This window comes from Streptomyces sp. NPDC031466, from assembly GCF_055581265.1.
In genome coordinates, this window is record NZ_JBVIJT010000008.1 from 240,241 (window position 1) to 264,851 (window position 24,611).

At 73.1% G+C, this 24,611-nt stretch carries 23 protein-coding genes; 17 read left to right on the forward strand and 6 right to left on the reverse strand.

The genetic code is table 11. The annotated features are described in order from the left end of the window. The first annotated feature begins 12 nt into the window (after window positions 1-12). Together ACZ5GP_RS21360 and ACZ5GP_RS21365 are read left to right on the forward strand one after the other, a co-directional pair. The gene (locus ACZ5GP_RS21360) at window positions 13-1,311 is read left to right on the forward strand and encodes an HAD family hydrolase (protein ID WP_468752339.1); all 1,299 of its coding nucleotides are present in this window, start codon (window positions 13-15) and stop codon (window positions 1,309-1,311) included. A 28-nt stretch (window positions 1,312-1,339) separates the two neighbouring features. Then, window positions 1,340-2,299 carry a DUF2510 domain-containing protein gene (locus ACZ5GP_RS21365; protein WP_468752340.1) on the forward strand — a complete coding sequence of 320 codons (960 nt, stop codon included), beginning with the start codon at window positions 1,340-1,342 and terminating at the stop codon, window positions 2,297-2,299. A gap of 63 nt (window positions 2,300-2,362) precedes the next feature. Here the strand turns inward: ACZ5GP_RS21365 and ACZ5GP_RS21370 are convergent, their stop codons facing one another. Next, on the reverse strand, window positions 2,363-3,565 hold the full coding sequence (locus ACZ5GP_RS21370; RefSeq protein WP_468752341.1) for an amino acid deaminase/aldolase: 1,203 nt from the start codon (window positions 3,563-3,565) through the stop codon (window positions 2,363-2,365). A gap of 171 nt (window positions 3,566-3,736) precedes the next feature. Here ACZ5GP_RS21370 and ACZ5GP_RS21375 point away from each other — a divergent pair, with 171 nt between their 5' ends. The 3 genes from ACZ5GP_RS21375 (at window position 3,737) to ACZ5GP_RS21385 (ending at window position 7,259) form a co-directional block, all read left to right on the forward strand. After that, window positions 3,737-5,215 (forward strand): hypothetical protein, encoded by a 1,479-nt coding sequence (locus ACZ5GP_RS21375; RefSeq protein ID WP_468752342.1) that lies wholly within the window; start codon window positions 3,737-3,739, stop codon window positions 5,213-5,215. 95 nt (window positions 5,216-5,310) lie between these two features. Continuing rightward, entirely contained in the window at window positions 5,311-6,447 is a 1,137-nt protein-coding gene (gene mycP, locus ACZ5GP_RS21380; RefSeq protein ID WP_468752539.1) for a type VII secretion-associated serine protease mycosin, read from the forward strand. Window positions 6,448-6,524: 77 nt separating this feature from the next. Then, window positions 6,525-7,259, forward strand: coding sequence for an SseB family protein (locus ACZ5GP_RS21385; RefSeq protein WP_468752343.1), 735 nt, complete (start codon window positions 6,525-6,527; stop codon window positions 7,257-7,259). Window positions 7,260-7,263: 4 nt separating this feature from the next. Here the strand turns inward: ACZ5GP_RS21385 and ACZ5GP_RS21390 are convergent, their stop codons facing one another. Then, the gene (locus tag ACZ5GP_RS21390) at window positions 7,264-7,641 is read right to left on the reverse strand and encodes a DUF1844 domain-containing protein (protein ID WP_468752344.1); all 378 of its coding nucleotides are present in this window, start codon (window positions 7,639-7,641) and stop codon (window positions 7,264-7,266) included. Between the two features lie 390 nt (window positions 7,642-8,031). Between ACZ5GP_RS21390 and infC the strand changes: the two genes are divergently transcribed. From infC to ACZ5GP_RS21440, 10 genes are all read left to right on the forward strand, one after another. After that, entirely contained in the window at window positions 8,032-8,697 is a 666-nt protein-coding gene (gene infC, locus ACZ5GP_RS21395; RefSeq protein ID WP_358577958.1) for a translation initiation factor IF-3, read from the forward strand. 107 nt (window positions 8,698-8,804) lie between these two features. Then, the gene (rpmI, locus tag ACZ5GP_RS21400; RefSeq protein WP_007829094.1) at window positions 8,805-8,999 is read left to right on the forward strand and encodes a 50S ribosomal protein L35; all 195 of its coding nucleotides are present in this window, start codon (window positions 8,805-8,807) and stop codon (window positions 8,997-8,999) included. A gap of 96 nt (window positions 9,000-9,095) precedes the next feature. Continuing rightward, a complete protein-coding gene (gene rplT / locus ACZ5GP_RS21405) occupies window positions 9,096-9,479 on the forward strand; it encodes a 50S ribosomal protein L20 (RefSeq protein WP_358577712.1) in 384 nt (127 codons plus the stop codon). Between the two features lie 168 nt (window positions 9,480-9,647). Next, entirely contained in the window at window positions 9,648-10,490 is an 843-nt protein-coding gene (locus ACZ5GP_RS21410) for a TrmH family RNA methyltransferase (protein WP_468752345.1), read from the forward strand. 38 nt (window positions 10,491-10,528) lie between these two features. Then, window positions 10,529-11,671 carry a sensor histidine kinase gene (locus ACZ5GP_RS21415; RefSeq protein WP_468752346.1) on the forward strand — a complete coding sequence of 381 codons (1,143 nt, stop codon included), beginning with the start codon at window positions 10,529-10,531 and terminating at the stop codon, window positions 11,669-11,671. A gap of 181 nt (window positions 11,672-11,852) precedes the next feature. After that, window positions 11,853-12,983, forward strand: coding sequence for a phenylalanine--tRNA ligase subunit alpha (gene pheS, locus ACZ5GP_RS21420; protein ID WP_468752347.1), 1,131 nt, complete (start codon window positions 11,853-11,855; stop codon window positions 12,981-12,983). Further along, window positions 12,983-15,493: a phenylalanine--tRNA ligase subunit beta gene (gene pheT / locus ACZ5GP_RS21425; RefSeq protein ID WP_468752348.1), complete on the forward strand. Its 2,511-nt coding sequence runs from the start codon at window positions 12,983-12,985 to the stop codon at window positions 15,491-15,493. The genes pheS and pheT overlap by 1 nt, the downstream gene beginning before the upstream one ends. A 197-nt stretch (window positions 15,494-15,690) precedes the next feature. Beyond that, a complete protein-coding gene (locus ACZ5GP_RS21430) occupies window positions 15,691-16,887 on the forward strand; it encodes a PP2C family protein-serine/threonine phosphatase (protein ID WP_468752540.1) in 1,197 nt (398 codons plus the stop codon). A 248-nt stretch (window positions 16,888-17,135) separates the two neighbouring features. Then, window positions 17,136-18,488 (forward strand): transcriptional regulator, encoded by a 1,353-nt coding sequence (locus tag ACZ5GP_RS21435; RefSeq protein ID WP_468752349.1) that lies wholly within the window; start codon window positions 17,136-17,138, stop codon window positions 18,486-18,488. Between the two features lie 85 nt (window positions 18,489-18,573). Further along, window positions 18,574-19,152 (forward strand): NUDIX hydrolase, encoded by a 579-nt coding sequence (locus tag ACZ5GP_RS21440; RefSeq protein WP_468752350.1) that lies wholly within the window; start codon window positions 18,574-18,576, stop codon window positions 19,150-19,152. Here the strand turns inward: ACZ5GP_RS21440 and ACZ5GP_RS21445 are convergent. Together ACZ5GP_RS21445 and ACZ5GP_RS21450 are read right to left on the reverse strand one after the other, a co-directional pair. Next, a complete protein-coding gene (locus ACZ5GP_RS21445; RefSeq protein WP_468752351.1) occupies window positions 19,149-19,406 on the reverse strand; it encodes a hypothetical protein in 258 nt (85 codons plus the stop codon). The two genes, ACZ5GP_RS21440 and ACZ5GP_RS21445, sit on opposite strands and share 4 nt — an antisense overlap. Before the next feature lie 190 nt (window positions 19,407-19,596). Further along, entirely contained in the window at window positions 19,597-20,457 is an 861-nt protein-coding gene (locus ACZ5GP_RS21450) for a 3-hydroxybutyryl-CoA dehydrogenase (RefSeq protein WP_468752352.1), read from the reverse strand. A gap of 188 nt (window positions 20,458-20,645) precedes the next feature. Here ACZ5GP_RS21450 and ACZ5GP_RS21455 point away from each other — a divergent pair, with 188 nt between their 5' ends. Beyond that, entirely contained in the window at window positions 20,646-21,881 is a 1,236-nt protein-coding gene (locus ACZ5GP_RS21455) for a glycoside hydrolase family 10-like protein (RefSeq protein ID WP_468752353.1), read from the forward strand. A gap of 13 nt (window positions 21,882-21,894) precedes the next feature. On the opposite strand, the gene ACZ5GP_RS21460 is transcribed toward ACZ5GP_RS21455, so the two are convergent. Further along, window positions 21,895-22,089: a DUF1918 domain-containing protein gene (locus tag ACZ5GP_RS21460; protein ID WP_468752354.1), complete on the reverse strand. Its 195-nt coding sequence runs from the start codon at window positions 22,087-22,089 to the stop codon at window positions 21,895-21,897. A gap of 96 nt (window positions 22,090-22,185) precedes the next feature. Continuing rightward, window positions 22,186-23,151, reverse strand: coding sequence for a DMT family transporter (locus tag ACZ5GP_RS21465; protein ID WP_468752355.1), 966 nt, complete (start codon window positions 23,149-23,151; stop codon window positions 22,186-22,188). Here ACZ5GP_RS21465 and ACZ5GP_RS21470 point away from each other — a divergent pair. Continuing rightward, the gene (locus ACZ5GP_RS21470) at window positions 23,150-24,586 is read left to right on the forward strand and encodes an aminotransferase-like domain-containing protein (RefSeq protein WP_468752356.1); all 1,437 of its coding nucleotides are present in this window, start codon (window positions 23,150-23,152) and stop codon (window positions 24,584-24,586) included. The genes ACZ5GP_RS21465 and ACZ5GP_RS21470 overlap by 2 nt on opposite strands. Window positions 24,587-24,611 lie beyond the last annotated feature (25 nt).

Here is a 24,611-nt window from a genome sequence, read left to right on the forward strand (position 1 = left end):
CGGTCCACTCACATGCGTAACAGAAACATTTCGGCGCTGATCCTGGCCGCGGCCGCCGCGCTGGCGGCGGTGCCCGCGGCGCTCCCCGCAGCCGCCGCCTCGCCCGCGAACTCCCCTACTGCAGAGGCCCGTTGTCCGCAACTCTCGAAGAAGCTCAGCTGGTACGGCGACAACCGCGCCCGGCTCCAGCGGGTGATCGACGAGCGTGGCCGCTGCGCGAACCCCCACCCGGGCCACGGGCACCAGCGTCCGGTCGCCGCCTTCGACTGGGACAACACGGTCGTCAAGAACGACGTCACCGACGCGACCATCGCCTGGTCCCTGCGGCACGACAAGATCCTGCGCCCCAAGAGCTGGAAGTCCACCAGCAAGTGGCTGACCGACGACGCGCACCGCGCCCTCACCAAGGCCTGCGGCACCGACGTGCCCGTCGGCAAGCCCCTGCCGACCTCCAGGAACACCGCCTGCGCGGACGAGATCTTCGAGATCCGCGAGGACGGCAGGACCATGGGCGGCGCCGCCGCCTTCGCGGGCCGGTGGGACCACCGGCACACCGTCCCGCAGTACGCCTGGGTGCCGCAGCTCTTCGCCGGGCACACCGTCCCGGAGCTGGAGTCGTACGCCGCGAAGGCCCGCGAGGAGGCGCTGGCCGCCCCGGTCGGTGCCACGCAGACCGTCGGCACCCACGAGATCCCCGGCTACGTCCGCTACTACGACCAGCAGCGCGACCTGATCCGCACCCTCAAGAAGGCCGGCTTCGACGTCTACATCGTCTCGGCGGGCTCCGAACCGGTCGCCGAGGTGTGGTCCAGGAGCGTCGGCGTCGACCGCGCGCACACCATCGCCATCCGCTCCGTCCTGGACCGCGAGGGCCGCATCACCACCTGGAACCAGGGCTGCGGCGATGTGCCCGTCAACAAGGGCGAGGCCATCCCGTACATCGACGGCAAGCGCTGCTTCATCAACCAGGAGATCTACCGGGTCAAGGGCAAGTCGGCCTGGCAGAAGCAGGACCGGGGGCGGCGCATCGCACTCGGCGGCGGCGACGCCGACACGGATGTCACGTTCGTCGGCGACGCCACGGGCGCGCACCTCGTGCTGAACCGCAACAAGAGCGAGTTCATGTGCCGCGCGTACGACAACGCCGACGGCCGCTGGGTGGTGAACCCGATGTTCATCGAGCCGATGCCGCGCAAGGCCGGCACGTACCCGTGCTCGACCGCCGCGTACAACGAGCACGACGGCCGCAAGGGCCCCGTGCTGCGCGACGACGGCTCGGTGGTGCCCGACCAGCGGGATTCGGTGTACTGACCCTCCGATCACGTCCTAGAGTGCCGGAATGAGCATGACACCTCCGCCCGGCTGGTACCCGGACCCGAACCAGCCCTCCGTCGAGCGCTGGTGGGACGGGGCCGCGTGGACCGAGCACCGGCGCGCCCCCGGCAACGCGCAGGCGGCGGCCCCGGCGGGGCAGGGCTTCGGCCCGGCACCCGACGTCACCGCGACGCCGGTGAGCACCCCGGGGACCCGCTCCGGCGGCGGCCGCGCGAAGACCGTCGCGCCGGCCGCCGCCGCAGCGGTCCTCGTCGCCGCGATCGTCACGGGCGTCGTCGCCCTCGGCAAGGACGACGGCGAAGCGCGGGGCGGCGACTCGCCGTCCGGCGCCCCGACCGCGACGCAGGAGAGCGAGAGCCCCTCACCGACACCGACGAAGACGTCGGACCCGAACCCCGACGTCCTCGTCGACGACCTCAACGGGCTCACGATCCCCGTCGTCGACGGCTGGGAGAAGGCCGAGAGCACCGTCAACAGGGAGCCGACCCTCCAGACCCCGGACACCTACGACTGCCCCGGCGACTCGGGCATCTGCCGCCACGGCGAGATCACCTCGCACCCCGTGACCGCCACCGACGAGACCTCCCCGAAGGCGCTGGCCAAGGGCGACATCAACGACGCCGCCAAGAGCGTCTACGGCGAGGACGCCCTCGGCAACAACCTCTACGGCGGCATCACCGGGCACGAGAAGGTCGCGGAGGGGACGGTCGCCGTCGCCGGCCGCAGCGGCTACTACGTGCGCTGGAAGGTGCGGACCGCCAAGGGCTCCGGAGGGTACGTGCAGTCGGTGGCGTTCAAGTCGAGCATCGGCGCCGAACCGATGGTCATCGTCCGCCTCTCCATCGACATCGCCAAGGGCGCGCCGCCGCTGTCCGACATGGACCGCGTCGTCAAGGGGATCCGCTCGGTCGACGACAGCGCGACGGGCGGCGGGGTCGGCGAGGACGTGGGAGCGACGCCCTGAGGGTCCCGCGGGGCCCCAAAGGGTGCCGTAGAAGGCGCCACGGCGCCGCGGACCCGCGCCCGGTCACAGGAAGGTGCGGCCCTCGCCCCGGTACGTCGGCACGCTCCCCGTCACCTTGTCGCCCTCCACCAGGTGCAGCGCGGCGAACCGCTCGCACAGCTCCCCGGCCTTGGCGTGCCGGAACCACACCTTGTCGCCGATCAGCAGATCGTCCGCCGCGGGCCCGCGCAGCGGCGTCTGCACCTCGCCGGCGCCCTCCTGAGGGTCGTACCGCAGGCCCTCGGGGAGATACGGCACCGGGGAGCGGTCCGCGCCCGCGACCCCCGACGCCGGATAGCCGCCGCCGAGCACCGTCACCGTGCCCGGGCCCGGCCTGCGCACCACCGGCTGTGCGAAGAGCGCGGCCGGACGGCCGCTGAACGACGTGTAGTTGTCGAACAGCCGCGGCACGAAGAGCCCCGACCCGGCGGCGATCTCGGTCACCGCACGCTCCGCCGCCGTGTGCTGCACGCTGCCGGTACCGCCGCCGTTGACGAACTCCAGGTCCGGCACCACCGCCCGCACGGCACCGATGGTCCGCGCCCGCCGCTCCGCCAGCTCCCGGCGCGCCGCGGCCTGCATCATCCTGATCGTCCGCGAGCGCGCCGGATGCCCCTCGACCGCGTCGCCCACGCCCGCGACATGGCCCTCGTACGCCATGACACCCACGAGGCGGAAACCGGGCCGGCGGGCGATGGCCCGGGCCAGCGCGGCGACCTGCGCGGGCGCGTGCAGCGGCGAGCGGAGCGCGCCGATCCGTACGCGGCCGCCCAGTGTCCTGAAGGACGTGTCCAACTCCAGGCACAGACGCACTTGTTCCGTGCCGCCGTTCCTGGCCTCGTCGATCAGCCGCAGCTGCGCCGGGTCGTCGACCATCACGGTCACGGCGGCCGCCAGCTTCGGGTCGGCGGTCAGCTCGGCGAAACCGGCGCGGTCCGCCGAGGGATAGGCGAGCAGCACGTCGTCGAAGCCGGAACGCGCGAGCCACATCGACTCCGCGAGCGTGAACGACATGATCCCGGCGAAGCCGTCGCGGGCCAGGACGCGTTCGAGCAGGGCCCGGCAGCGTACGGACTTGCTCGCGACGCGGATCGGCTTGCCGCCCGCGCGGCGCACGAGGTCGTCGGCGTTGGCGTCGAACGCGTCCAGATCCACGATCGCGAGGGGGGCGTCGAGATGTGCGGTGGCCCGGTCGTAGCGGGCTCGGTCTGCGGCGAGGCCTGTCATGGCGGAAGCCTGCCAGAGACGATTACCCGAGGGTAGGGGGATGATCCGGGCAGATCGCCCGGGGCCCAGGAGGGGGTTCCCGAACGGCCCGCCCGTGCCCGTAGAGTGACGCGCACGGAGCCTCGCCGGGCCGAGCGTTCCGGCAGCCGGAGCGCGAGGAGACGGGCGAGCATGAGCACGGAGGCGGGAGCGACCCCGATTCCCCCGCGCCCCACCGCGCCGCCCCGCCCCACGGCCCCGCCGGCCGAGCCGCCCCCCGCGCCGTCCGCCCGCTTCCCCGACGTGCGCCCCCCGGTCGACAAGGACTGGCTCCTCGACGCCCCGCGCCTCACACCCCCCTCCGAGGACCCCGACCACGCGTCCCGGGTGGCGGAGCTCCTGGCCCCCTTCACCGAGGCGGCCCGCGGCAGGCCCCGCACGCTTCCCCGCCACATCCCGGCACCCCGCCCCAGCGCGCCCCTTGCCGCCGAAGCGACGCCCCCCGTGGCCGCCGTCGCGAGGGACGCGGCAGCCACGGGGACCGACAGCGTGGCGGGCGTAGGCGGCGCTGATGCGGAGGCCGCGTCCCCGCCCGCCGGTGACTTGCCGAGCCGACCCCGCGTAGAGCCGTCCGGCGAGCCGTCGACGCCCGCCCCGCCGTCCGCGCCGGCGCGCACCGGCGAAGCGCCGCCCGCCGAACCGCCCACGCCCCGTGCATCGTCCGCCCGCGCAGGGCAGGTCTCGGACGGGTCGTCGTCGGGGGAGGCGGCTGCCCCGACCCAGCACCTCGGCTCGGGCCGTCGGGCAGTCGGCGGCCCGGTGGCGGGTTCCGGCGCCGGCTCCGTCCGCCCCCTCGTCTTCCTCGCGCGGCCCGCCCTGGATGACGGCGTCTGCGCCCGGCCGCGCTCCCTCCGGGTCTGGGCGCGGCCCCGTGCCGTCGCCGCCGCCGTCTGCGTCGTGCTCGGACTCGGGCTCATCGGCGGTGCGGTGACGGGCAGTTGGCTGACCGGCGAGTCGGTGGCCAACGGCGGGTCCCCGCGCAGCGCGTACAAGGTCACCGGCGACCTGTGGCACAGCGCCCCCGTGGACCGGCTCTTCCCGCCCGACCTCAAGGGCGAGGGCGCGGGCCCCGGCGGCGCGGACCGCTCCTGGACCCGGGTCGCCGTCGCCCCCGACAGCGGCTGCGGGGCCGCCTTCGACCCCCTGCTGGCAAGGGCCCTCGCCCCCGCCGGCTGCCTGCGGCTGCTCCGCGCCACGTACACCGACGCGACCCGCAGCCACGTCACCACCGTCGGCCTGCTGTTCACCAAGGCGGACGCGGACGCCATGCGGGCGCTGCGGAACCGCTTCGCACAGGAGGGCCTCGGCAGGCGCCCGGACCTGATGCCGAGGACGTACCCGGCGAAGGGCACGGCGGCCGAGGGCTTCGGCGACGCCCAGCGCGCGTCCTGGACGGTGTCGGTGCTGCCGGACGCGCCCGTCGTCGCGTACGCCGTGTCCGGCTTCGCGGACGGCCGCGTCGTCACGGACCCCGAGCCCGCCGCGGAGGCGATGGGCGCCACCGGCACCTCGATGCCCGCCCAGTCCGGTCTCGGCCACGAGGCGAAAGGCATCGCGGACCGCGTCGAACGAGGCCTGCGCAAGACCATCGCCCGAGCGGAGGAGGCGTGAGGAAGACCCGCCGCACCCGCCCGGACCGCCGCACCCGCCCCGGTCGCCGAAACCGCCCCCGGCGGCCGCTCCTCGCCGCCGCGCTCACCACCGCCCTGGCGCTCGCCCCCGCCGCCCCGGCCCACGCCGACGACGGCATCCGCGCCCAGCAGTGGGCCCTGGACGTCCTGCACACCGAACGGATATGGCAGACCACCAAGGGCGGCGGCATCACCGTCGCCGTCCTGGACACCGGCGTCGACGACCGGCACCCCGACCTCGCGGGCAACGTCCTCGCGGGCAAGGACCTGATCGGCTTCGGCGCCGGCCGCGGCGACCGCCCCTGGGCCCGGCACGGCACCGCCATGGCCGGCATCATCGCGGGCCACGGGCACGGCGAGGGCAACGGCGACGGCGTACTGGGCATCGCGCCCGAAGCGAAGATCCTGCCGGTCCGGGTGATCCTCGAAGACGGCGATCCCGCCCGCGGGAAGGCCCGCGACACCCGTGGCACGGCCCTGGCCGAGGGCATCCGCTGGGCCGCCGACCACGGCGCGGACGTCATCAACCTCTCCCTCGGCGACGACTCCAAGTCCGCCCACCCCGAGCCCGCCGAGGACGCCGCGGTCCAGTACGCCTTGAAGAAGGGCGTCGCCGTCGTCGCCTCCGCGGGCAACGGCGGAGAGCGCGGCGACCACATCTCCTACCCGGCCGCCTACCCCGGCGTGATCGCCGCGACGGCCGTCGACGAGAACGGCGCCCGCGCCGCCTTCTCCACCCGCCGCTGGTACGCCACCGTCGCCGCGCCCGGCGACGACATCGTCATCGCCGACCCCGACCGCAAGTACTACGAGGGCTGGGGCACCAGCGCCGCCTCCGCGTTCGTCTCCGGCACCGTCGCCCTGCTCCGCGCCGCCCACCCGCACCTCACGCCCGCCCAGCTCAAGCAGCTCCTGCGGGACACCGCCCGCGACGCCCCGCCCGGCGGCCGCGACGACTCCCGCGGCTTCGGCCTGATCGACCCCGCGGCCGCCTTCGCCCGCGCGGGCCGGCTCGGACAGACCAAGCCCCGCACGACGGCGTACGGAGCGAAGTACTTCGGCCCGGGCCCCGAGGCGGCCGCGTCCGACAGCGGCCCCGCCCCCTGGGTCGGGCCCCTCGCGGGAGTCCTCGGCGTGGGCCTGCTCGTGGCCGGCATCTGCCTCTGGCGCGGACGCCGCGGCCCCCTGCCGACATCGCGGCCCCGCGGCTGACGGGACGGCGCCCACCGCCGAGCCGCGGAGGGGATACCCGGACAGGCCGCCGCAAGGGGCCTCTGTAGGGTCGGGGCGTGGCGAACAAGAACATTCCCGACCCCGGCTTCTCCGACGACGACGGCACCGCCGACCCCCGGCTGGCCGCGGCGCTCACCGCCTGGTCGCAGGACCGCACGGCGCACGGCCCCGTCCTCGAAGCCCTCGCCGGGGCGCGGCTCCTCGTCCCCGTCGTCGCCGTCCTCGGCGAGGTCGAGGAGGACGAGAACGGCCTGCGCCGCGAGAAGACCAGCGACATGGCCGTCCCCACGCTGCGGGCCGGCGACCGCAAGGCGCTGCCCGCCTTCACCTCCACCGAGGCCCTCGCGCTGTGGGACCCGGCCGCCCGGCCCGTCGCCGTCCCCCTGCACCAGGCGCTCCAGGCCGCCGCCCACGAACAGGCCGACACGATCGTCCTCGACCTCGCGGGCCCCGTCCCCTACGAACTGGGCCGCACCGCGCTGCTCGCCCTCGCCGAGGGCCGCGCCAGCGCCGACCCGCTCGCCGACCCCGCGGTCACCGGCGCCGTGCGCGCGGCCGTCGCCGCCGAGCCCGCCGTGCTCCGCGCCCACCTCGGCCCCGGCAGCTTTGACGGCATCCTCGCCCTGGTCGTCGACCCGGCCGCCGACCCCGCCGAGACGGCCCAGCGCGTGGCCCGCCGCATCGCCGCCGACGAAACACTGAGGGCCCGCCTGGTGCGCGGCCTCGACCTGGCACTCCTGCCGGCCGAGGCGGCGCCACCGGGTGAGCCCCTCTACGTACGTACGGTGTGAGGGCTCAGCCGAAGACCGGCCCCGTGTACTTCTCGCCCGGGCCCTGACCCGGCTCGTCCGCCACGACCGACGCCTCGCGGAACGCCAGCTGCAACGACTTCAGGCCGTCCCGCAGCGGCGCCGCGTGGAAGGAGCTGATCTCCGTGGCGCTCGCGTCCAGCAGACCGGCCAGCGAGTGGATCAGCTTGCGGGCCTCGTCGAGGTCCTTGTGGCCCTCGCCGCCCTCGGCGAGACCGAGGTTCACGGCGGCGGCGCTCATCAGGTGGACCGCCACCGTGGTGATCACCTCGACCGCGGGGACGTCCGCGATGTCACGGGTCAGGGTGTCGAAATCGGGGGAGTCGCCGGAGGGGGACTCGGGGGTGGGGGTCGCGTCGCTCATGTCCCACACGATAAGCCGCGCACCGCGCGGGCCCCGCCCCGGGAGAGGGCGGAGGGACCGGTTCGCTCCCGCCCGAAGGAGCTGCTAACCTTGTGTAACGACCGGCCGGAGACCCGCGTGCCAACGCAAGGATCCGGCCCACAAGTGGAGGCTCCGATCTCCCACCTGGCCGCTCCCTGAGCGGCGGGTCACCGGTCAGGCGGCCGAAGCCTCAAGGCTTTGGGTCGCCCGATGTGCGCCCCGCGATCACCGCGGAGGTGCTCCGGTAGTACGCGGAGCCCCTTCTGTGATCGGTCGGGGCATTTTTCGTGGCCTCGCTCGGTTGGTCCAGTCAACAGACGTAACGCGGCTGTCCGCCAGACGGTCGCGTGGTGCTACCGAGGAGGATCCATCAGCGCCGAGCCCCGCATCAACGACCGGATTCGCGTTCCCGAGGTGCGACTTGTCGGTCCCAGCGGCGAGCAGGTCGGGATTGTTCCGCTTGCCAAGGCCCTGGAGCTTGCGCAGGAGTACGACCTCGACCTGGTCGAGGTGGCCGCCACTGCGCGTCCGCCGGTCTGCAAGCTCATGGACTACGGGAAGTTCAAGTACGAGTCGGCCATGAAGGCCCGTGAGGCGCGCAAGAACCAGGCGCACACGGTCATCAAGGAGATGAAGCTCCGGCCGAAGATCGACCCGCACGACTACGACACCAAAAAGGGTCACGTCGTCCGGTTCCTCAAGCAGGGCGACAAGGTCAAGATCACGATCATGTTCCGTGGTCGCGAGCAGTCCCGCCCCGAGCTGGGCTTCCGGCTGCTGCAGCGTCTCGCTTCGGACGTCGAGGACCTTGGGTTCATCGAGTCCAGCCCGAAGCAGGACGGCCGAAACATGATCATGGTTCTCGGTCCGCACAAGAAGAAGACCGAGGCGATGGCCGAGGCCCGTGAGGCCCAGGCGGCCCGCAAGGCGGACGCGAAGGCCAACCCCGGCCGCTCGCAGAACTCCGCCGAGGGGGAGGAGCTCTCCGAGGAGGCTCCCGCCGAGGCCCCGGCCGAGGCCAACGCCGAGGCCTGATCTCCCGGACGCGAGTCCAGGCGATCGCCAACTGACACATATGGCTCCCGGATGCCCGGTTTCACGACCGGGCATCGGAGTGCCACTGACGAGGAGAGAACGGCGCTATGCCGAAGAACAAGTCGCACAGCGGTGCCAGCAAGCGCTTCAAGGTCACCGGCTCCGGCAAGGTGCTCCGCGAGCGTGCCGGCAAGCGCCACCTGCTCGAGCACAAGTCGTCCCGTCTGACGCGTCGTCTCACCGGCAACGCCGAGATGGCCCCGGGCGACGCCAAGAAGATCAAGAAGCTTCTCGGCAAGTGAGTCCGGGCGCGCACCGCGTGCCCGAACTCTGACCGGGACCCAATCGATACCGGGTCGTGTGAGTCCAACCACGGCCCCGCTACAAGGAGTCAAAAAGTGGCACGCGTCAAGCGGGCAGTCAACGCCCACAAGAAGCGTCGGGCGATCCTCGAAGCGGCCAGCGGCTACCGCGGCCAGCGCTCGCGCCTGTACCGCAAGGCCAAGGAGCAGGTCACCCACTCCCTGGTCTACAACTACAACGACCGCAAGAAGCGCAAGGGCGACTTCCGTCGGCTGTGGATCCAGCGCATCAACGCCGCTGCCCGCGCCAACGGCATGACGTACAACCGCCTCATCCAGGGTCTGAACGCCGCCAACATCGAGGTGGACCGCAAGATCCTCGCGGAGCTGGCCGTCAACGACCAGAACGCGTTCGCCGCGCTGGTCGAGGTCGCGCAGAAGGCGCTGCCGAGCGACGTCAACGCGCCGAAGGCCGCGTGACGCTGCGCTGAGCGTTGTTTCGGACCCGTGGGCCTGGTGGCCTGCGGGTCCGTTTCTGTTCGGGGCTCGCCCGCCCCCTGCCGGCTTCTGCCGTCCGCGGGTTTGTGTGTGGCCGGTCGCGCAGTTCCCCGCGCCCCTTCCAGGGGCGCTGTCCCTGAGGTGAGTTTTATGGTTGCCGCTGAATTGATCTCCTCCAAGTCGCCGCGCGTCAGCGCCGCCCGGCGGCTCGCCAAGCGGAATTTCCGGGGCAAGGAGCGGCTGTTCCTCGCCGAGGGGCCGCAGGCCGTGCGGGAGGCCGCCGGGCACGCGGACACGCTCGTCGAGCTGTTCGCCACCGTCGAGGCCGCCGAGCGCTACGCCGACATCGTGGGGGAGGCCCGCGGCGCCGGGGCCCGGGTGCACCTCGCCGACGAGGACGTCATCGCCGACATCTCCACGACCGTGACCCCCCAGGGGCTCGTCGGCGTCTGCCGGTTCCTCGACACACCGTTCGAGGAGATCCTCGCCGCGCGCCCGAAACTCGTCGCCGTCCTCGCCCACGTACGCGACCCCGGCAACGCCGGGACCGTGCTGCGCTGCGCCGACGCCGCCGGCGCCGAGGCCGTGATCCTCACGGACGCCTCCGTGGACCTCTACAACCCCAAGTCGGTGCGCGCCTCCGTCGGTTCCCTGTTCCACCTGCCGGTCGCCGTCGGCGTCCCCGTGGAGCGCGCCGTCCAGGGGCTGAAGGACGCGGGCGTCCGCATCCTCGCCGCCGACGGGGCGGGCACGGACGACCTCGACACCGAACTGGACAAGGGCACCATGGGCACCCCCAGCGCCTGGGTCTTCGGCAACGAGGCCTGGGGGCTCCCGGAGGAGACCCGCGCACTCGCCGACGCCGTGGTGCGCGTTCCGATCCACGGCAGGGCCGAGAGCCTCAACCTCGCGACGGCCGCCGCCGTGTGCCTCTATGCCTCCGCCCGTGCACAGCGCGCCGCCGGAGGGTGCCGCTCCGTCACATCGAGCTAGTAGGGTGACGGGCCAGTCCGAGAGGTGGGGTACGGGGAATGAGTGTCGGCACCAGAAGAGCACCGGGAGTACAGGACCTCGTCCGTGCCCGCACGGACCGTGGCGCTCCAGGTGATCTCGGCGACCTCGGACTGGACCCCGACGAGCTGCCCGACGGGCTCGTCGTGGCGGATGAGACGGGCCGGATCATCTGCTTCAACGCGGCGGCCGCGCGGATCACCGCCGTCCCCGCGGCCGACGCGCTCGGCGCGCCCCTGGAGCGCGCCCTCCCGTTAGAGGACCTGGAAGGCCGCCGCTGGTGGCAGCTGACCGACCCCTACGGCGGCCTCGCCATCCGGGTCGGCCAGCCCGAGCGCAATCTGCTGCTGCCGGGCGGCCGTGAGGTCCTGGTCTCCGCCCGCTATCTGCGCACCGCCCGCACCGGGCCCGTGCGCCGCGTCGTGGTCTGCCTGCGCGACACCGAGGCCCGCCGCCGCACCGAGCGCAGCCACGCCGAGCTGATCGCCACCGTCGCGCACGAACTGCGCTCGCCCCTGACGTCCGTCAAAGGCTTCACGGCGACCCTGCTCGCCAAGTGGGAGCGGTTCACGGACGACCAGAAGAAACTGATGCTGGAGACCGTCGACGCCGACGCCAACCGCGTCACCCGGCTGATCGCGGAACTGCTCGACATCTCCCGCATCGACTCCGGCCGCCTCGAACTGCGCCGGCAGCCCGTCGACGTGGGCGCCGCCGTGGGCCGCCACATCCAGGCCTACGTCGCCTCCGGCCAGGACGCCGCCCGCTTCCTCGTACGGCTCCAGCGGCCGCTGCCCGACCTGTGGGCGGACCCCGACAAGATCGACCAGGTGCTGAGCAACCTCCTGGAAAACGCGGTGCGGCACGGCGAGGGAACGGTCACCATCGATGTGGCGCCCTCCTCCTCCACGCGCGAGCGGGGCGGCGCCGAGACCGCCGTGACCGTGAGCGACGAGGGTCCCGGCATTCCGGAGGAGTCGATGGGCCGCGTCTTCACCCGCTTCTGGCGGGGCAGCAAGCGCGGCGGGACGGGACTGGGGCTGTACATCGTGAAGGGCATCGTGGAGGCGCACGGCGGGACGATCACCGTCGGCCGCGCCCCGGGCGGCGGCGCCCAGTTCCGATTTACGTTGCCCGTGGGGGCTCCCGCGTATCTCCTGTGAGTCGCCGACCGGCCGTCGGCGAGTGACGGCGAGGACGTCCTGAGCAGCCCGCGGGCGCATTCGATCACCACGCCCCCGGTAGACTCGGTCGTTGGCACTGTGCGTCCCCAATCCTTGGGACACTCCGTCTCCGATTCGTCGACGGGGACCATCCGCCAGCCAACCGGAAGCACGGGAAGAGATGTCGGCACCGAACAAGTCGTACGACCCTGTTGAGGTCGAGGCACTGAAACCTGAAGAGATCGAGCGCATGCGGGACGAGGCGCTCGCCGCCTTCGCGGCCGCGGACAGTCTCGACGCGCTCCAGGAGGCCAAGGTCGCGCACACCGGCGGCACCTCGCCGCTGGCCCTCGCCAACCGCGAGATCGGCGCGCTGCCCCCGCAGGCCAAGGCCGAGGCCGGCAAGCGCGTCGGCATGGCACGCGGCGCCGTGAGCAAGGCGCTGGCCGCCCGCCAGACCGAGCTGGAGGCCGAACGGGACGCCCGCGTCCTGGTCGAGGAGGCGGTGGACGTCACGCTGCCCTACGACCGCACGGACGCCGGCGCCCGGCACCCGCTGACCACGTTCATGGAGCGCGTCTCGGACGTCTTCGTCGCCATGGGCTACGAGGTCGCCGAGGGCCCCGAGGTCGAGGCGGAGTGGTTCAACTTCGACGCACTCAACTTCACGCCCGACCACCCGGCTCGGCAGATGCAGGACACGTTCTTCGTCCAGGGCCCGAAGGGCGCCTCCGGCGACGAGTCCGGTGTCGTGCTGCGGACGCACACCTCCCCGGTGCAGGCCCGCGCCCTGCTCGAACGCCGCGAGCCGCCCGTCTACATCGTCTGCCCCGGCCGCGTGTACCGCACGGACGAGCTGGACGCGACGCACACCCCGGTCTTCCACCAGATCGAGCTGCTCGCCGTCGACGAGGGCCTGACCATGGCCGACCTCAAGGGCACCCTCGACCACATGGTCCAGGCGCTCTTCGGCCCGGACATGAAGACGCGGCTGCGCCCGAACTATTTCCCGTTCACCGAGCCGTCCGCCGAGATGGACATGGTGTGCTACGTCTGCCGCGGCGAGTCCGTCGGCAACCCCGACCGCCCCTGCCGCACCTGCGGCAGCGAGGGCTGGATCGAGCTGGGCGGCTGCGGCATGGTCAACCCCAAGGTGCTGACCGCCTGCGGCGTCGACCCCCGGAAGTACAGCGGATTCGCCTTCGGGTTCGGCATCGAACGGATGCTGATGTTCCGCCACAACGTCGAAGACATGCGAGACATGGTCGAGGGTGACATCCGGTTCACCCGGCCGTTCGGGATGGAGATCTGATGCGGGTCCCGCTTTCCTGGCTGCGGGAGTACGTCGACCTCCCCGCCACCGAGACCGGCCGTGACGTGCAGGCCAAGCTCATCGAGGTCGGCCTGGAGGTCGAGACCGTCGAGCAGCTCGGCGGCGGCCTCAAGGGCCCGCTCGTCGTGGGCAAGGTCCTCACCATCGAGGAGCTGGAGGGCTTCAAGAAGCCCATCCGCTTCTGCACCGTCGACGTCGGCACCGCCAACGGCACCGGTGAACCGCAGGAGATCGTCTGCGGCGCCCGGAACTTCGCCGTCGGCGACAAGGTCGTCGTGGTGCTGCCCGGCGCCGTCCTGCCCGGCGACTTCGCCATCGCCGCCCGCAAGACGTACGGCAGGACCTCGCACGGCATGATCTGCTCCGGCGACGAGCTGGGCATGGGCGACGACGGCTCCGGGGGCATCATCGTGCTGCCGCCCGAGCACGAGGTCGGCACCGACGCCATCGAGCTGCTCGAACTGGTCGACGAGGTCCTGGACATCGCCGTCACGCCGGACCGCGGCTACGCCCTGTCGATGCGCGGCGTCGCCCGCGAGACCGCCATCGCCTACGGCCTGCCGCTGCGCGACCCGGCGCTGCTCGACGTGCCCGCGCCGAACTCCTTCGGCCACCCCGTCAAGATCAGCGACCCGCTCGGCTGCGACCGCTTCACCGCCCGCACCGTCACCGGTCTGCAGCCCGAGGCCCGCTCGCCGATCTGGCTCAAGCGGCGCCTGCAGAAGGCCGGGATGCGCCCCATCTCGCTCGCCGTCGACGTCACGAACTACGTGATGCTGGAGCTGGGCCAGCCCCTGCACGCCTACGACCGCTCCCGCATCCAGGGGACGATCGGCGTGCGCCGGGCCGAGCAGGGCGAGAAGTTCATCACGCTCGACGGCGCCCGGCGCGTCCTCGACGCCGAGGACCTGGTCATCACCGACGACCGCGGCCCCATCGGCCTCGCGGGCGTCATGGGCGGCGCCAACACCGAGATCGCCGACCACGATGCCGAGGGCGGCACCACCGACGTCGTCATCGAGGCCGCGCACTTCGACGCGCTCTCCATCGCCCGCACCGCGCGCCGCCACAAGCTGGGCTCCGAGGCCGCCAAGCGCTTCGAGCGCGGCGTCGACCCGCAGGCCGCCTCGGCCGCCGCCCAGCGGACCGTCGACCTGCTCGTGCTGCTCGCGGGCGGCACCGCCGAGGCCGGCGTCACGGAGGTCATCGCGCCCACCGCGCCGCGCACGATCACCATGCCCGCCGACCACCCCGACAAGGTCGCCGGTGTGGCCTACGGCCGCGAGACCGTCGTACGCCGCCTCCAGCAGGTCGGCTGCGACGTGTACGGCCAGGACGATCTGACCGTCACCGTGCCGTCCTGGCGGCCCGACCTCGCGGAGCCGAACGACCTCGCCGAAGAGGTCATCCGCCTGGAGGGGTACGAGAACCTCCCCTCGACCCTGCCCAAGCCCCCCGCGGGCCGCGGCCTGACCGAGCGCCAGCGCCTGCACCGCCGGGTCGGGCGCGCCCTGGCCGGCGCCGGGTACGTCGAGGCGCTGAGCTACCCCTTCGTCGGGGAGAGCGTCTTCGACCAGCTCGGCCTGGCGGCGGACGACCCGAACCGCCGCGTGGTCAAGCTCGTCAACCCGCTCTCCGACGAGGAGCCCGCACTCCGTACGTCACTGCTGCCGGGGCTGCTCGCGGCGCTGCGCCGCAACGACGGACGCGGCAGCCACGACCTGGCGCTCTTCGAGACGGGCCTGGTCTTCAACCCGCAGGAGGAGCTGAAGGTCGCGGTGCGGCTGCCCGTCGACCGGCGGCCCACCGACGAGGAGATCGCCTCCCTCACCGAGGCGCTGCCCGTCCAGCCCCGGCACGCCGCCGTCGTCCTCGCGGGTGCCCGTGAGCAGGCCGGCTGGTGGGGCAAGGGCCGCCCGGCCGACTGGGCGGACGCCGTCGAGGCGGCGCGCACCCTGGCCCGCGAGGCCGGTGCCGAACTCATCGTCGACCAGGGGCAGTACGGCCCCTGGCACCCGGGCCGCTGCGCGGAGCTGAAGGTCGTCGTCGACGGTGACATCGTCACCGTCGGCCACGCCGGTGAGCTGCACCCGCGCGTCGTCAAGGCGCTGCACCTGCCCGCCCGCACCTGCGCGATGGAGCTGGACCTGGACCGCCTGGCGCAGGCCGGCGAGGGCACGCCGCGCGCCCCGCGGATCTCCACCTTCCCGGTGGCCACGCAGGACGTCGCGCTGATCGTCGACAAGGAGGTGCCGGCCGCCGTGGTCGAGTACTACCTGACCGGCGGCGCGGGTGAACTCCTGGAGTCCATCCGGCTGTTCGACGTCTTCGAGGGCGAACAGATCGGCGCGGGCAAGAAGTCCCTGGCGTACGCGCTGCGCTTCCGCGCGGCCGACCGCACGCTGACCGTCGACGAGGCGTCGGCGGCCCGTGACGCGGCCGTCGCCCTGGCGGGCGAGCGCACGGGCGCGGTGCTGCGCGGAGCGTAACCGCGTTCTGCCCCAGGTGACAGGCGCACCCTGAGGCGCACAGAGGGTCTCATCCGGATCATCGGATGAGACCCTCACTCATTGGAGTGACAACAGGCTTCACCCTGGCCCGATCGGGTCACTCGGTCGACAGAATCAGTGCGGCCGTAGGGGTCGGCCTGCGCGCTGGACGGGGCCTTAGGGGGACCGACGGCATGGTGATCCGTATCAAGGCTGGGGCTCCCCGCCGTTCGATGTCCTGGGCGAGGACCGGGGCGAGGTCCGGGGCGAGGACGAGGGCGGGCGCGGGACGCCGAGGCCCCCGGGACCGCGACCGGAGCGCGGTCCTGCGCATCGGCAGACCCCGGGCCGCGTCCCGGCTGCCTCCCCGGGCGGGGCGCAGGCGGTTCCGCCGCCCGCTCACGCTGGGGCTGCCGACCGTCTGGGGCGCCGTGGCCGTCACGTACAAACTGCTCTGCCCGCTCGCCCAGCAGAACGGCATGGGGGCGCGGATCGTCAGCAGCGCGGTCTTCTTCGCGGTCGGGTCCGGACTGATCGTGCACGTCCGCCGGGCGCTGCTGCGGGAGTTGCGGCAGGTCCGCGAGGTCGCCGGGGCCGCGCAGAACGCACTCCTGCGCCCCCTGCCGTCCCGCCTCGACGGCCTCGCCCTGGCCGCCGGACGGTTCTCGGCCGCACAGGGCGCCTCTGTCGGGGGCGACCTGTACGAGGTGGTCGCCGGCGAACACGGCGTACGCGTCGTCATGGGCGACGTCCGGGGGCACGGCATCGGCGCCATGGCGACCGTCGCCGCCCTCCTCGGCAGCTTCCGCGAGGCGGCCCACGACGAGCCCGACCTGCCGCTGGTCCTGCGCCGGTTGGAGCGGTCCCTGGCACGGCACCTGCACGAGCGGGCGGGCGCCGAGTACCCCGTCGGCGGTGTCGTACCGGATGCCCCGCCGGCCGAGGAGTTCGTCACCGTCCTGCTCCTGGAGATCAGCGGGGACGGGGAGGTCTCCGCGCTCAACTGCGGTCACCCCTGGCCCTTTGTGTTGAGCGGTCACGCCCGGCCGCTCACCGCCGCCGACCCGCTGCCCCCGCTCGGCCCCTTCCCGCTCCCCGCCGACCTGCCCGTGCTGTCCTGCGGCCGGCTGCTGCCCGGCGAGGCCCTCGTCCTGTACACGGACGGCATGGCCGACGCCCGCGACGCGGCCGGGGAGTTCTTCCCGCTCCAGGCCGCGCTCACCGAGGCCGCCCGTGCCCCCTCCCCGCAGTGCCTCATCCACGCGGTGCAGGCCGAACTGCTGCGGCACACCGGGAGGTTGCCCACCGACGACGCGACACTGCTCGTCCTGCGCAACGACCGTGCCCGGGCCCGCGCCCCGCACCCGGAGTGCCGTGCCCGCACGACGAGCTGAACGCCGCCCGCCCCGCCATGGTGTCGGGCAGACGGCGGGGGCGGGCGGCGCCGGGACGGGCCACCGCACTGCGTGAGGGGGGAGCCGGCGGCCCACCGGCCTCTTCTCCTGAACGAGGCACCTTGAGTCAAGCGAGCCCACACGGCGTGCGGCAGAGCGCACACCCCCCGGACCCGGGCACTCCGTTCACACCCCGTGTGAAGGCGCCTCCACTACGCTGAGAAGTACCGAGCCACCGGAGGGCATTCATGCAGCCCAACACCCTGCTCGACGCGATCCTCGACGAAGCCGGCATCTCGCACGCGGGACTTGCCGCACATGTGAACCAGGCCGGGAAGTCCAGAGGACTCGCGCTGCGCTACGAACACACCGCCGTCTCCCGGTGGTTGAAGGGCCAGCGCCCACGCGGTCAGGTCCCCGACCTGATCTGCGAGGTGCTCGCCGCCCGGTTGCGGCGGCCCGTCACCCTCGACGACATCGGCCTCGGCCTGCCCGGCACTCCCGCTACCGCCCGCGCCGGCGCGCCGTCCTCCACGCTCTCCGGCTTCGTGGAGCGGGCCACCGCCCTGTGGCGCTCGGACGAACAGCAGCGGCCCCACCTGCTCGGCGCGCCCGCGGTCACCGGCACCCCCGCGGTGATGCCGGTCTGGGAGTGGGAGAACCCGCCCGAGGACGTCGACGTGTCACGGGGCGGACACCACCCCGTCAGCACCGCCGACATCGACATGATGCGCGCCGCCCGCGCCCACTACGAGCAGATGTACCGCAAGACCGGCGGCATCGCGACCCGCACCCGCATCGTCGGCTTCCTGAACGCGGAGGCGGCGCCCCTCCTGCGAGGCAGCTACACCGATGAGATGGGACGCCAACTGCACCGCTCGACGGGCGGGTTGGTGGCCATAGCGGGTATCTGCGCCTACGACTCCGACGCCCACGGCCTCGCCCAGCGCTACTTCCACCAGGCCCTGCGGCTGGCAAAGGCCAGCGGCGACCGGGGACTTGGGGCGTACGTCATCGCGCTGCTGGTCAACCAGTCGCTGTTCATGCGCGAATACCGCCAGGCCGTGGCGTTCGCCGAGGCGGCGCTGCGGGCCGCGGGCCGCGACCTGACCCCGGCGCTCGCCTCCGACCTGTACGCGATGCAGGCCAAGGCGTACGCACACCTGGGCGACGGCAGGAGCGCGCTGTCGTGCATCCGGCGTGCGGAGGCCGCCGCCGACCGCATCCTGCGGGGCCGCGAGCCGGACGAGACCGGTTATGTCCAGCCCGGGCTCGTCAACGTACAAGTGGCGGAGGCCCTGCTGAGCCTCGGGGACCTGGCCGGCGCCCATGAACACGCCGCGGCCGCCGTGGACACGCCGGCGCACGACCGGGGCAGGGTCCACCGGCTGGCCATGCTCAGCCAGATCGAACTGCGGCAGGGGAACACCGACGAGGCGGTGGCCACCGCCGTGCAGATGGCGGAACAGGCGCGCGGGATGGAGTCGCAGCGGCTGCGCGACCGGTTGCGCGCCGTGCGCGAGCACCTCGTCCGCAGCGACTGCGCGGGCACCGCCGAGGCGGCCGCCCTCATCGACGGGGCCCTGCGCGTGCCGCTGTGACCCCCTGACGCTCCGCCGCGCACCCTGCTCTGCGGTCTTCCCCTGCTGCGATATTGCCATCTACTCGGCGGAAGGTGGCAGAACCGTGCAGTGGACGAAACAGAGCGAACAAACTGTGTATGGAAATCGATGGTTCACGGTCAATCTGGCAGACGTGGAGCTGCCCGACGGCCGGCACCTGGACCACTTCCTCATCCGGATGCGGCCCGTGGCCGTGGCCACCGTCGTCAACGACGCCAACGAGGTGCTGCTCCTGTGGCGGCACCGCTTCATCACCGACAGCTGGGGCTGGGAGCTCGCGGCAGGCGTCGTCGAGGACGGCGAGGACATCGCGTACGCGGCGGCACGAGAGATGGAGGAGGAGACCGGCTGGCGGCCGGGCCCGCTGCGGCACCTCATGAGCGTCGAGCCCTCCAACGGGCTCACCGACGCCCGGCACCACATCTACTGGTCCGACGAGGGGACCTACGTCGGCCATCCCGAGGACGACTTCGAGTCGGACCGCCGTGAGTGGGTCCCTCTCAAGCTCGTCCCCGACATGGTGGCCCGCGGCGAGGTCCCGGCCGCCAACATGGCCGCGGCGCTGCTCCTCCTGCACCATCTGCGTCTCGGCCAGGACGCGCACGCCGGCCAGGACACGCATCTCGGCCAGGGCCCCGGCTAGCGGCCCATGGCCTGCCAGAACGCGACGGCGAACGCCGCGACCGACGCGAGGGCGACGATCGTGGGCAGCGGCCAGCGCGTGTGCTCCAGTGCGGTGACCTTGGCCTCCAAGGCCGCCACGTTCTTGGCGGTCTGCTCGTCGTGCTGAGTGAGCAACGCCAGCCGTCCGTCGACGCGGGCCAGGCCCACGTCCAGGCTGCGGCGCAGCTCGGCGAGTTCTTCCGGGACCACGGCACTCTCGCCGTCGATGGTCACGAGGGCACTCCTCTCTGTAGTGGCGCGTCCCCCCTTCATCCGCACGGGCAGTCAACTCGCCTGGTGGAGCGGGCGGGAGCGTGTGCGACGGGCATATGCGAGCCCACCGCGCACACGGTGTGTGAACGCCGCGGGCCCGGCACTCGAAGGAGTGCCGGGCCCGTCGGCGCGGAGCAATTCACACCGGGTGTCAGCCGTACGTGTAGAAGCCCGAGCCGGACTTCCGGCCGAGGCGGCCCGCGTCGACCATCCGCTGGAGCAGCGGGGGAGCGGCGTACAGCGGTTCCTTGTACTCCATGTACATCGAGTCGGCGACCGAGGCGACCGTGTCCAGGCCGATCAGGTCGCTGAGCTTGAGCGGGCCCATCGGGTGGGCGCAGCCCATCTCCATGCCGTTGTCGATGTCCTCGCGGCTCGCGATGCCCGACTCGAACATCCGGATCGCGGAGAGCAGATACGGGATGAGCAGCGCGTTGACCACGAAGCCCGAGCGGTCCTGGGCGCGGATCGCGTGCTTGCCGAGGACCTTCTCCACCATGACCTGCGCCCGGCTGATGGTGCCCTCGGACGTGGTCAGCGCCGGGATCAGCTCCACGAGCTGCTGCACCGGCGCCGGGTTGAAGAAGTGGATGCCGATGACCTGGTCCGGCCGCGAGGTCGCGACGGCCAGCTTCACCAGCGGGATGGAGGAGGTGTTGGAGGCGAGGATCGCGTCCTGCCGGGTCACCACCTGGTCGAGCACCTGGAAGATCTCGGTCTTGACCTGCTCGTTCTCCACCACGGCCTCGATGACGAGGTCACGGTCGGCGAACTCGCCGAGGTCCGTGGTGAAGCTCAGGCGCTCCAGCGTCGCGTCGCGCTCCTCCTCGGAGATCTTGCCGCGCTCGGCCGCCTTGGAGAGCGAGTTGTACAGCCGGGTACGGCCGATCTCCAGGGCCTCGCCGGTGGTCTCCGCGACCTTCACATCCAGTCCGGAGCGGGCGCAGACCTCTGCGATTCCGGCGCCCATCTGGCCACAGCCCACCACTCCGACGCGTGCGATATCGGTCATGGAGTCGGTCACCTCGTGCCTTTCGCTGATCAATGGGGCCGGCAGGTCCCCCGTCCCCCGAATGGATGCGGTGCCTGCCTCGGCCGTGAACGTTACTCCGCGATGAGGGGTCCATGGCGTGCCGGGTCGGGCATGCTGTCCGCAACCCGGCGAAAGGGGCCGGACACAGCGAACTGAGGGGCGTACAGATGAGGCGTATGTCACGCCGAGGTTTCTCGGTGGCGGCCGCGGCGGCGATCGCGGGCCTGGCGACGGCGGGACAGGCGGCTGCGGCCCCCGGCCGGCGCCGCAAGAAGGAGCGCGAGCTGCGGGCGATGTGGCTGGCGACCGTGGTCAACCGCGACTGGCCCTCGAAGCCGGGCCTGCCCGCGCAGCAGCAGCGCGCCGAGCTGATGGCCCACCTCGATGCCGCGGTGAACCGCAGACTCAACGCGGTGGTCTTCCAGGTGCGGCCCACCGCCGACGCGCTGTGGCCCTCGCGGTACGAGCCGTGGTCGGAGTACCTCACCGGCACGCAGGGCAAGGACCCGGGCTGGGACCCGCTGGGCACCGCGGTGAGCGAGGCGCACCGCAGGGGCCTGGAGCTGCACGCGTGGTTCAACCCGTTCCGGATCGCCAACCACACCGACCCCTCGCGCCTCATCGCCTCGCACCCCGCGCGCGTGCACCCCGACTGGGTGGTGCCCTACGGCGGGAAGCTCTACTACAACCCGGGCCTGCCCGAGGTGCGGCGCTTCGTGCAGGACGCGATGCTCGACGCCGTGCGCCGCTATCCGCTGGACGCGGTGCACTGGGACGACTACTTCTACCCGTACCCCGTCGCGGGCCAGACCTTCGACGACGACGAGGCCTTCGCCCGCCACGGCGGCGGCTTCCCCGACCGCGCCTCCTGGCGGCGCGACAACATCGACCGGCTGGTGCGGGAGATGTCCGGCCGGATCAAGAAGACCCGGGGGCGCACCCAGTTCGGGGTCAGTCCCTTCGCGGTCTGGCGCAACCTCGCGACCGACCCGACCGGCTCGGACACCCGGGCGGGCGTCCAGACGTACGACGACCTGTACGCGGACACCCGCGGCTGGGTGAAGAAGGGCTGGCTCGACTACATCGTGCCGCAGGTGTACTGGAACATCGGCTTCCCGGCGGCGGACTACGCCAAGCTGGTCCCGTGGTGGAGCGACGTGGTGCGCGGCACGGGCGTACGCCTGTACATCGGCGAGGCCCTCTACAAGGCGGGCGACCCGGCGCAGCCCGCGGCCTGGCAGGACCCCGCGGAGCTGTCCCGCCACCTCACGTACGCCGAGGGCTTCGACGAGGTGCGCGGGCACGTGTACTTCTCGGCCAAGGAGGTCGGCGTCGACCGGATCGGCGCGATGGCACGGGTGGTCGCCGACCACTACCAGGAGCCGGCGAAACCGCCGCGCTGAGATCCCTACCCGGCTAGCTCGCCGGGTCCTGATGCCGTACGACGCTGTCGGGGCCCGGCGAGACCAGCGTCTCGTGCCCGTTCTCGAACCGGACCCGGTACGGCGGGCCGCCGTCCGCGCCCAGGACCTCGACGACCTCCGCGATCCGGTCGCTCTGCCCGACGACCCTGCCGTGCAGCACCAGCTTGTCACCTGCGGTTGCGCGCATGTGGAGTGCTCCCTCGTCCCTCTCGACGGTCGCGTTCCGTGGCCGTCAGTCTACGACGGGTGGCCGCCGATGGCGCCGGCGCGGGCGGGCCCGGGATCAGCCGCGCGCCCGTTGGGTGACCGCGATGCACACGAGCACCGCCGCCGCGGTCAGCGGGGCGGCGACGGGCAGGTGCTCGCCGAGCAGGAACACCGACCAGACCAGGGTCAGCAGCGGCTGGGCGAGCTGGAGCTGGCTCGCCTTGGGGACGCCGATGGCCGCCATGCCCCGGTACCAGACGACCAGGCCGAGGAACTGCGAGCCGATCGCGGAGTAGAGCAGGCCCGCCGTGCTGTGCCCGTTGAGTTGGAACGACTCGTGCTGGAGGGCGATCGCCGCACCCACGGCGTTGAGCGGCAGGCACAGCACCAGACCCCAGCCGATGACCTGCCAGCCCGGCATCTCGCGGGCCAGCCGGCCGCCCTCGGTGTAGCCTGCCGCGCAGATCAACAGTGCGCCGAAGAGGTAGAGGTCGGCGGCGGACAGCGTGCCGCCGCTCTGCTGCACCGTGAACGCGATGACCGCGGCGGCCCCGGCGAGCGCCGCCGCCCAGAACGCGCGCGAGGGCCGCGCCCCGGTGCGCAGCGCCGACAGGACGGCGGTCGTCAGCGGGAGCAGGCCGACGACCACGGCCGCGTGCGCGGTGGTGGAGGTCTGCAGGGCGAGCGTGGTCAGCAGCGGGAAGCCGACGACGACACCGGCGCCGACCACCGCGAGCCCCGCCCAGTGCCGGCGGTGCGGCACCGGTACGCGCAGCGCGAGCAGGCAGCCGCCCGCGATGAGGGCGCTGAGCGCGCCGCGCAGCGTCACCAGGCTCCAGGGGCCGAAGCCCTCCAGGCCCCAGGCGGTGGCGGGGAAGGTGAGCGAGAAGGCGGTGACGCCGAGGGCGGCCAGCACGGTACCGAGGCGGCGGGAGCCGTGGGCGCCGTGCGGGGTGCTTGTCGTCGTGGGGGTCGCCGTGGCCGTGGAGGTCTCGGCGACCGCTATCCGCCTCGGGCGAGTAGCGCTATCCTGTGCTGTCATGCATGACGGTAGCAGTGTGGGCGAATTGGCGAAACAGCTACGGGGCGAGCTCGACCGCTACTCACCTGGTGGAAAGCTGCCATCGAGTCGGACGCTCATCGAGCGGTTCCGGGTCAGCCCGGTGACCGTGTCGCGGGCCCTGGCGCAGCTGGCCGCCGAAGGGCTCGTCGTCACCCGCCCCGGCGCCGGCGTCTTCCGCGCCGAGCTCCCGGCGCCCGCCGCGCCCGCCGGGGACACCTCGTGGCAGGAGGTGTCCCTGAGCGCCGACGCGGCGGCCGAGCTGGTGCCGCGCGCGGTCGACGCGTCCGGCGTCCTCGCCACGCTCGCCGCGCCGCCGCCGGGCGTCATCGAGTTCAACGGCGGCTACCTCGACCCCGCGCTGCAACCCGAACGCGCGATGGCGGCGGCGCTCGCCCGGGCGGGGCGCCGCCCCGGGGCGTGGGGGCGGCCCCCGGTCGACGGCCTGCCGGAGCTGCGGGAGTGGTTCGCGCGCGGACTGGGCGGGGCGCTGACGGCCGCCGAGGTGCTGATCACGGCCGGCGGGCAGAGCGCGCTGACGACGGCGCTGCGGGCGCTCGCCCCGCCGGGGGCGCCGGTGCTCGTCGAATCGCCCACCTACCCGGGCACGTTGGCCATCGCCCGCGCGGCGGGCATGCGGCCCGTGCCCGTCCCCGTCGACACGGACGGGGTGCGCCCCGAGCTCCTCCAGGCGGCGTTCCGCGCGACGGGCGCCCGGGTCTTCGTCTGCCAGCCGCTGTTCCAGAACCCGACCGGAGCGGTGCTGTCCGCGGAGCGCCGCCCCGAGGTGCTGCGGATCGCCCGCGAGGCGGGGGCCTTCGTCGTCGAGGACGACTTCGTGCGCCGCCTCGTCCACGAGGACGCCGGGCCGCTGCCGCGCCCGCTGTGCGCCGACGACCAGGACGGCGTGGTCGTCCACGTCTGCTCGCTCACCAAGGCCACCTCACCGAGTTTCCGCGTGAGCGCCCTCGCGGCCCGCGGACCGGTCCTGGAACGGCTCCGCGCCATCCAGGTCGTCGACCACTTCTTCGTGCCGAGGCCGCTCCAGGAGGCCGCGCTCGAACTGGTCGGCTCCCCGGCCTGGCCGCGCCATCTGCGGGCCGTCTCGGGCGAGTTGAAGGTGCGCAGGGACGCGATGGCCGCGGCGCTGCGGCTGCGGCTGCCCGAGGTCGCCATGCCGCACATCCCCGCGGGCGGCTACAACCTGTGGGTGCGGCTGCCCGACGGCGCGGACGAGGCGGCACTGGCCGCCGCCGCCCTGCGCGCGGGCGTCGCCGTGGCCCCCGGCCGCCCGTACTTCGCGGCGGAGCCCCCAGCGGCGTACGTCCGGCTGAGCTTCGCGGCGGTCGCGGGGGTGGGGGAGATCGGCGAGGGGGTGCGCCGGCTCCGCGAGGCCTGCGACGAAGTGGGGGGCTGACCGGGTATCCCCCGTCCCACCAGGC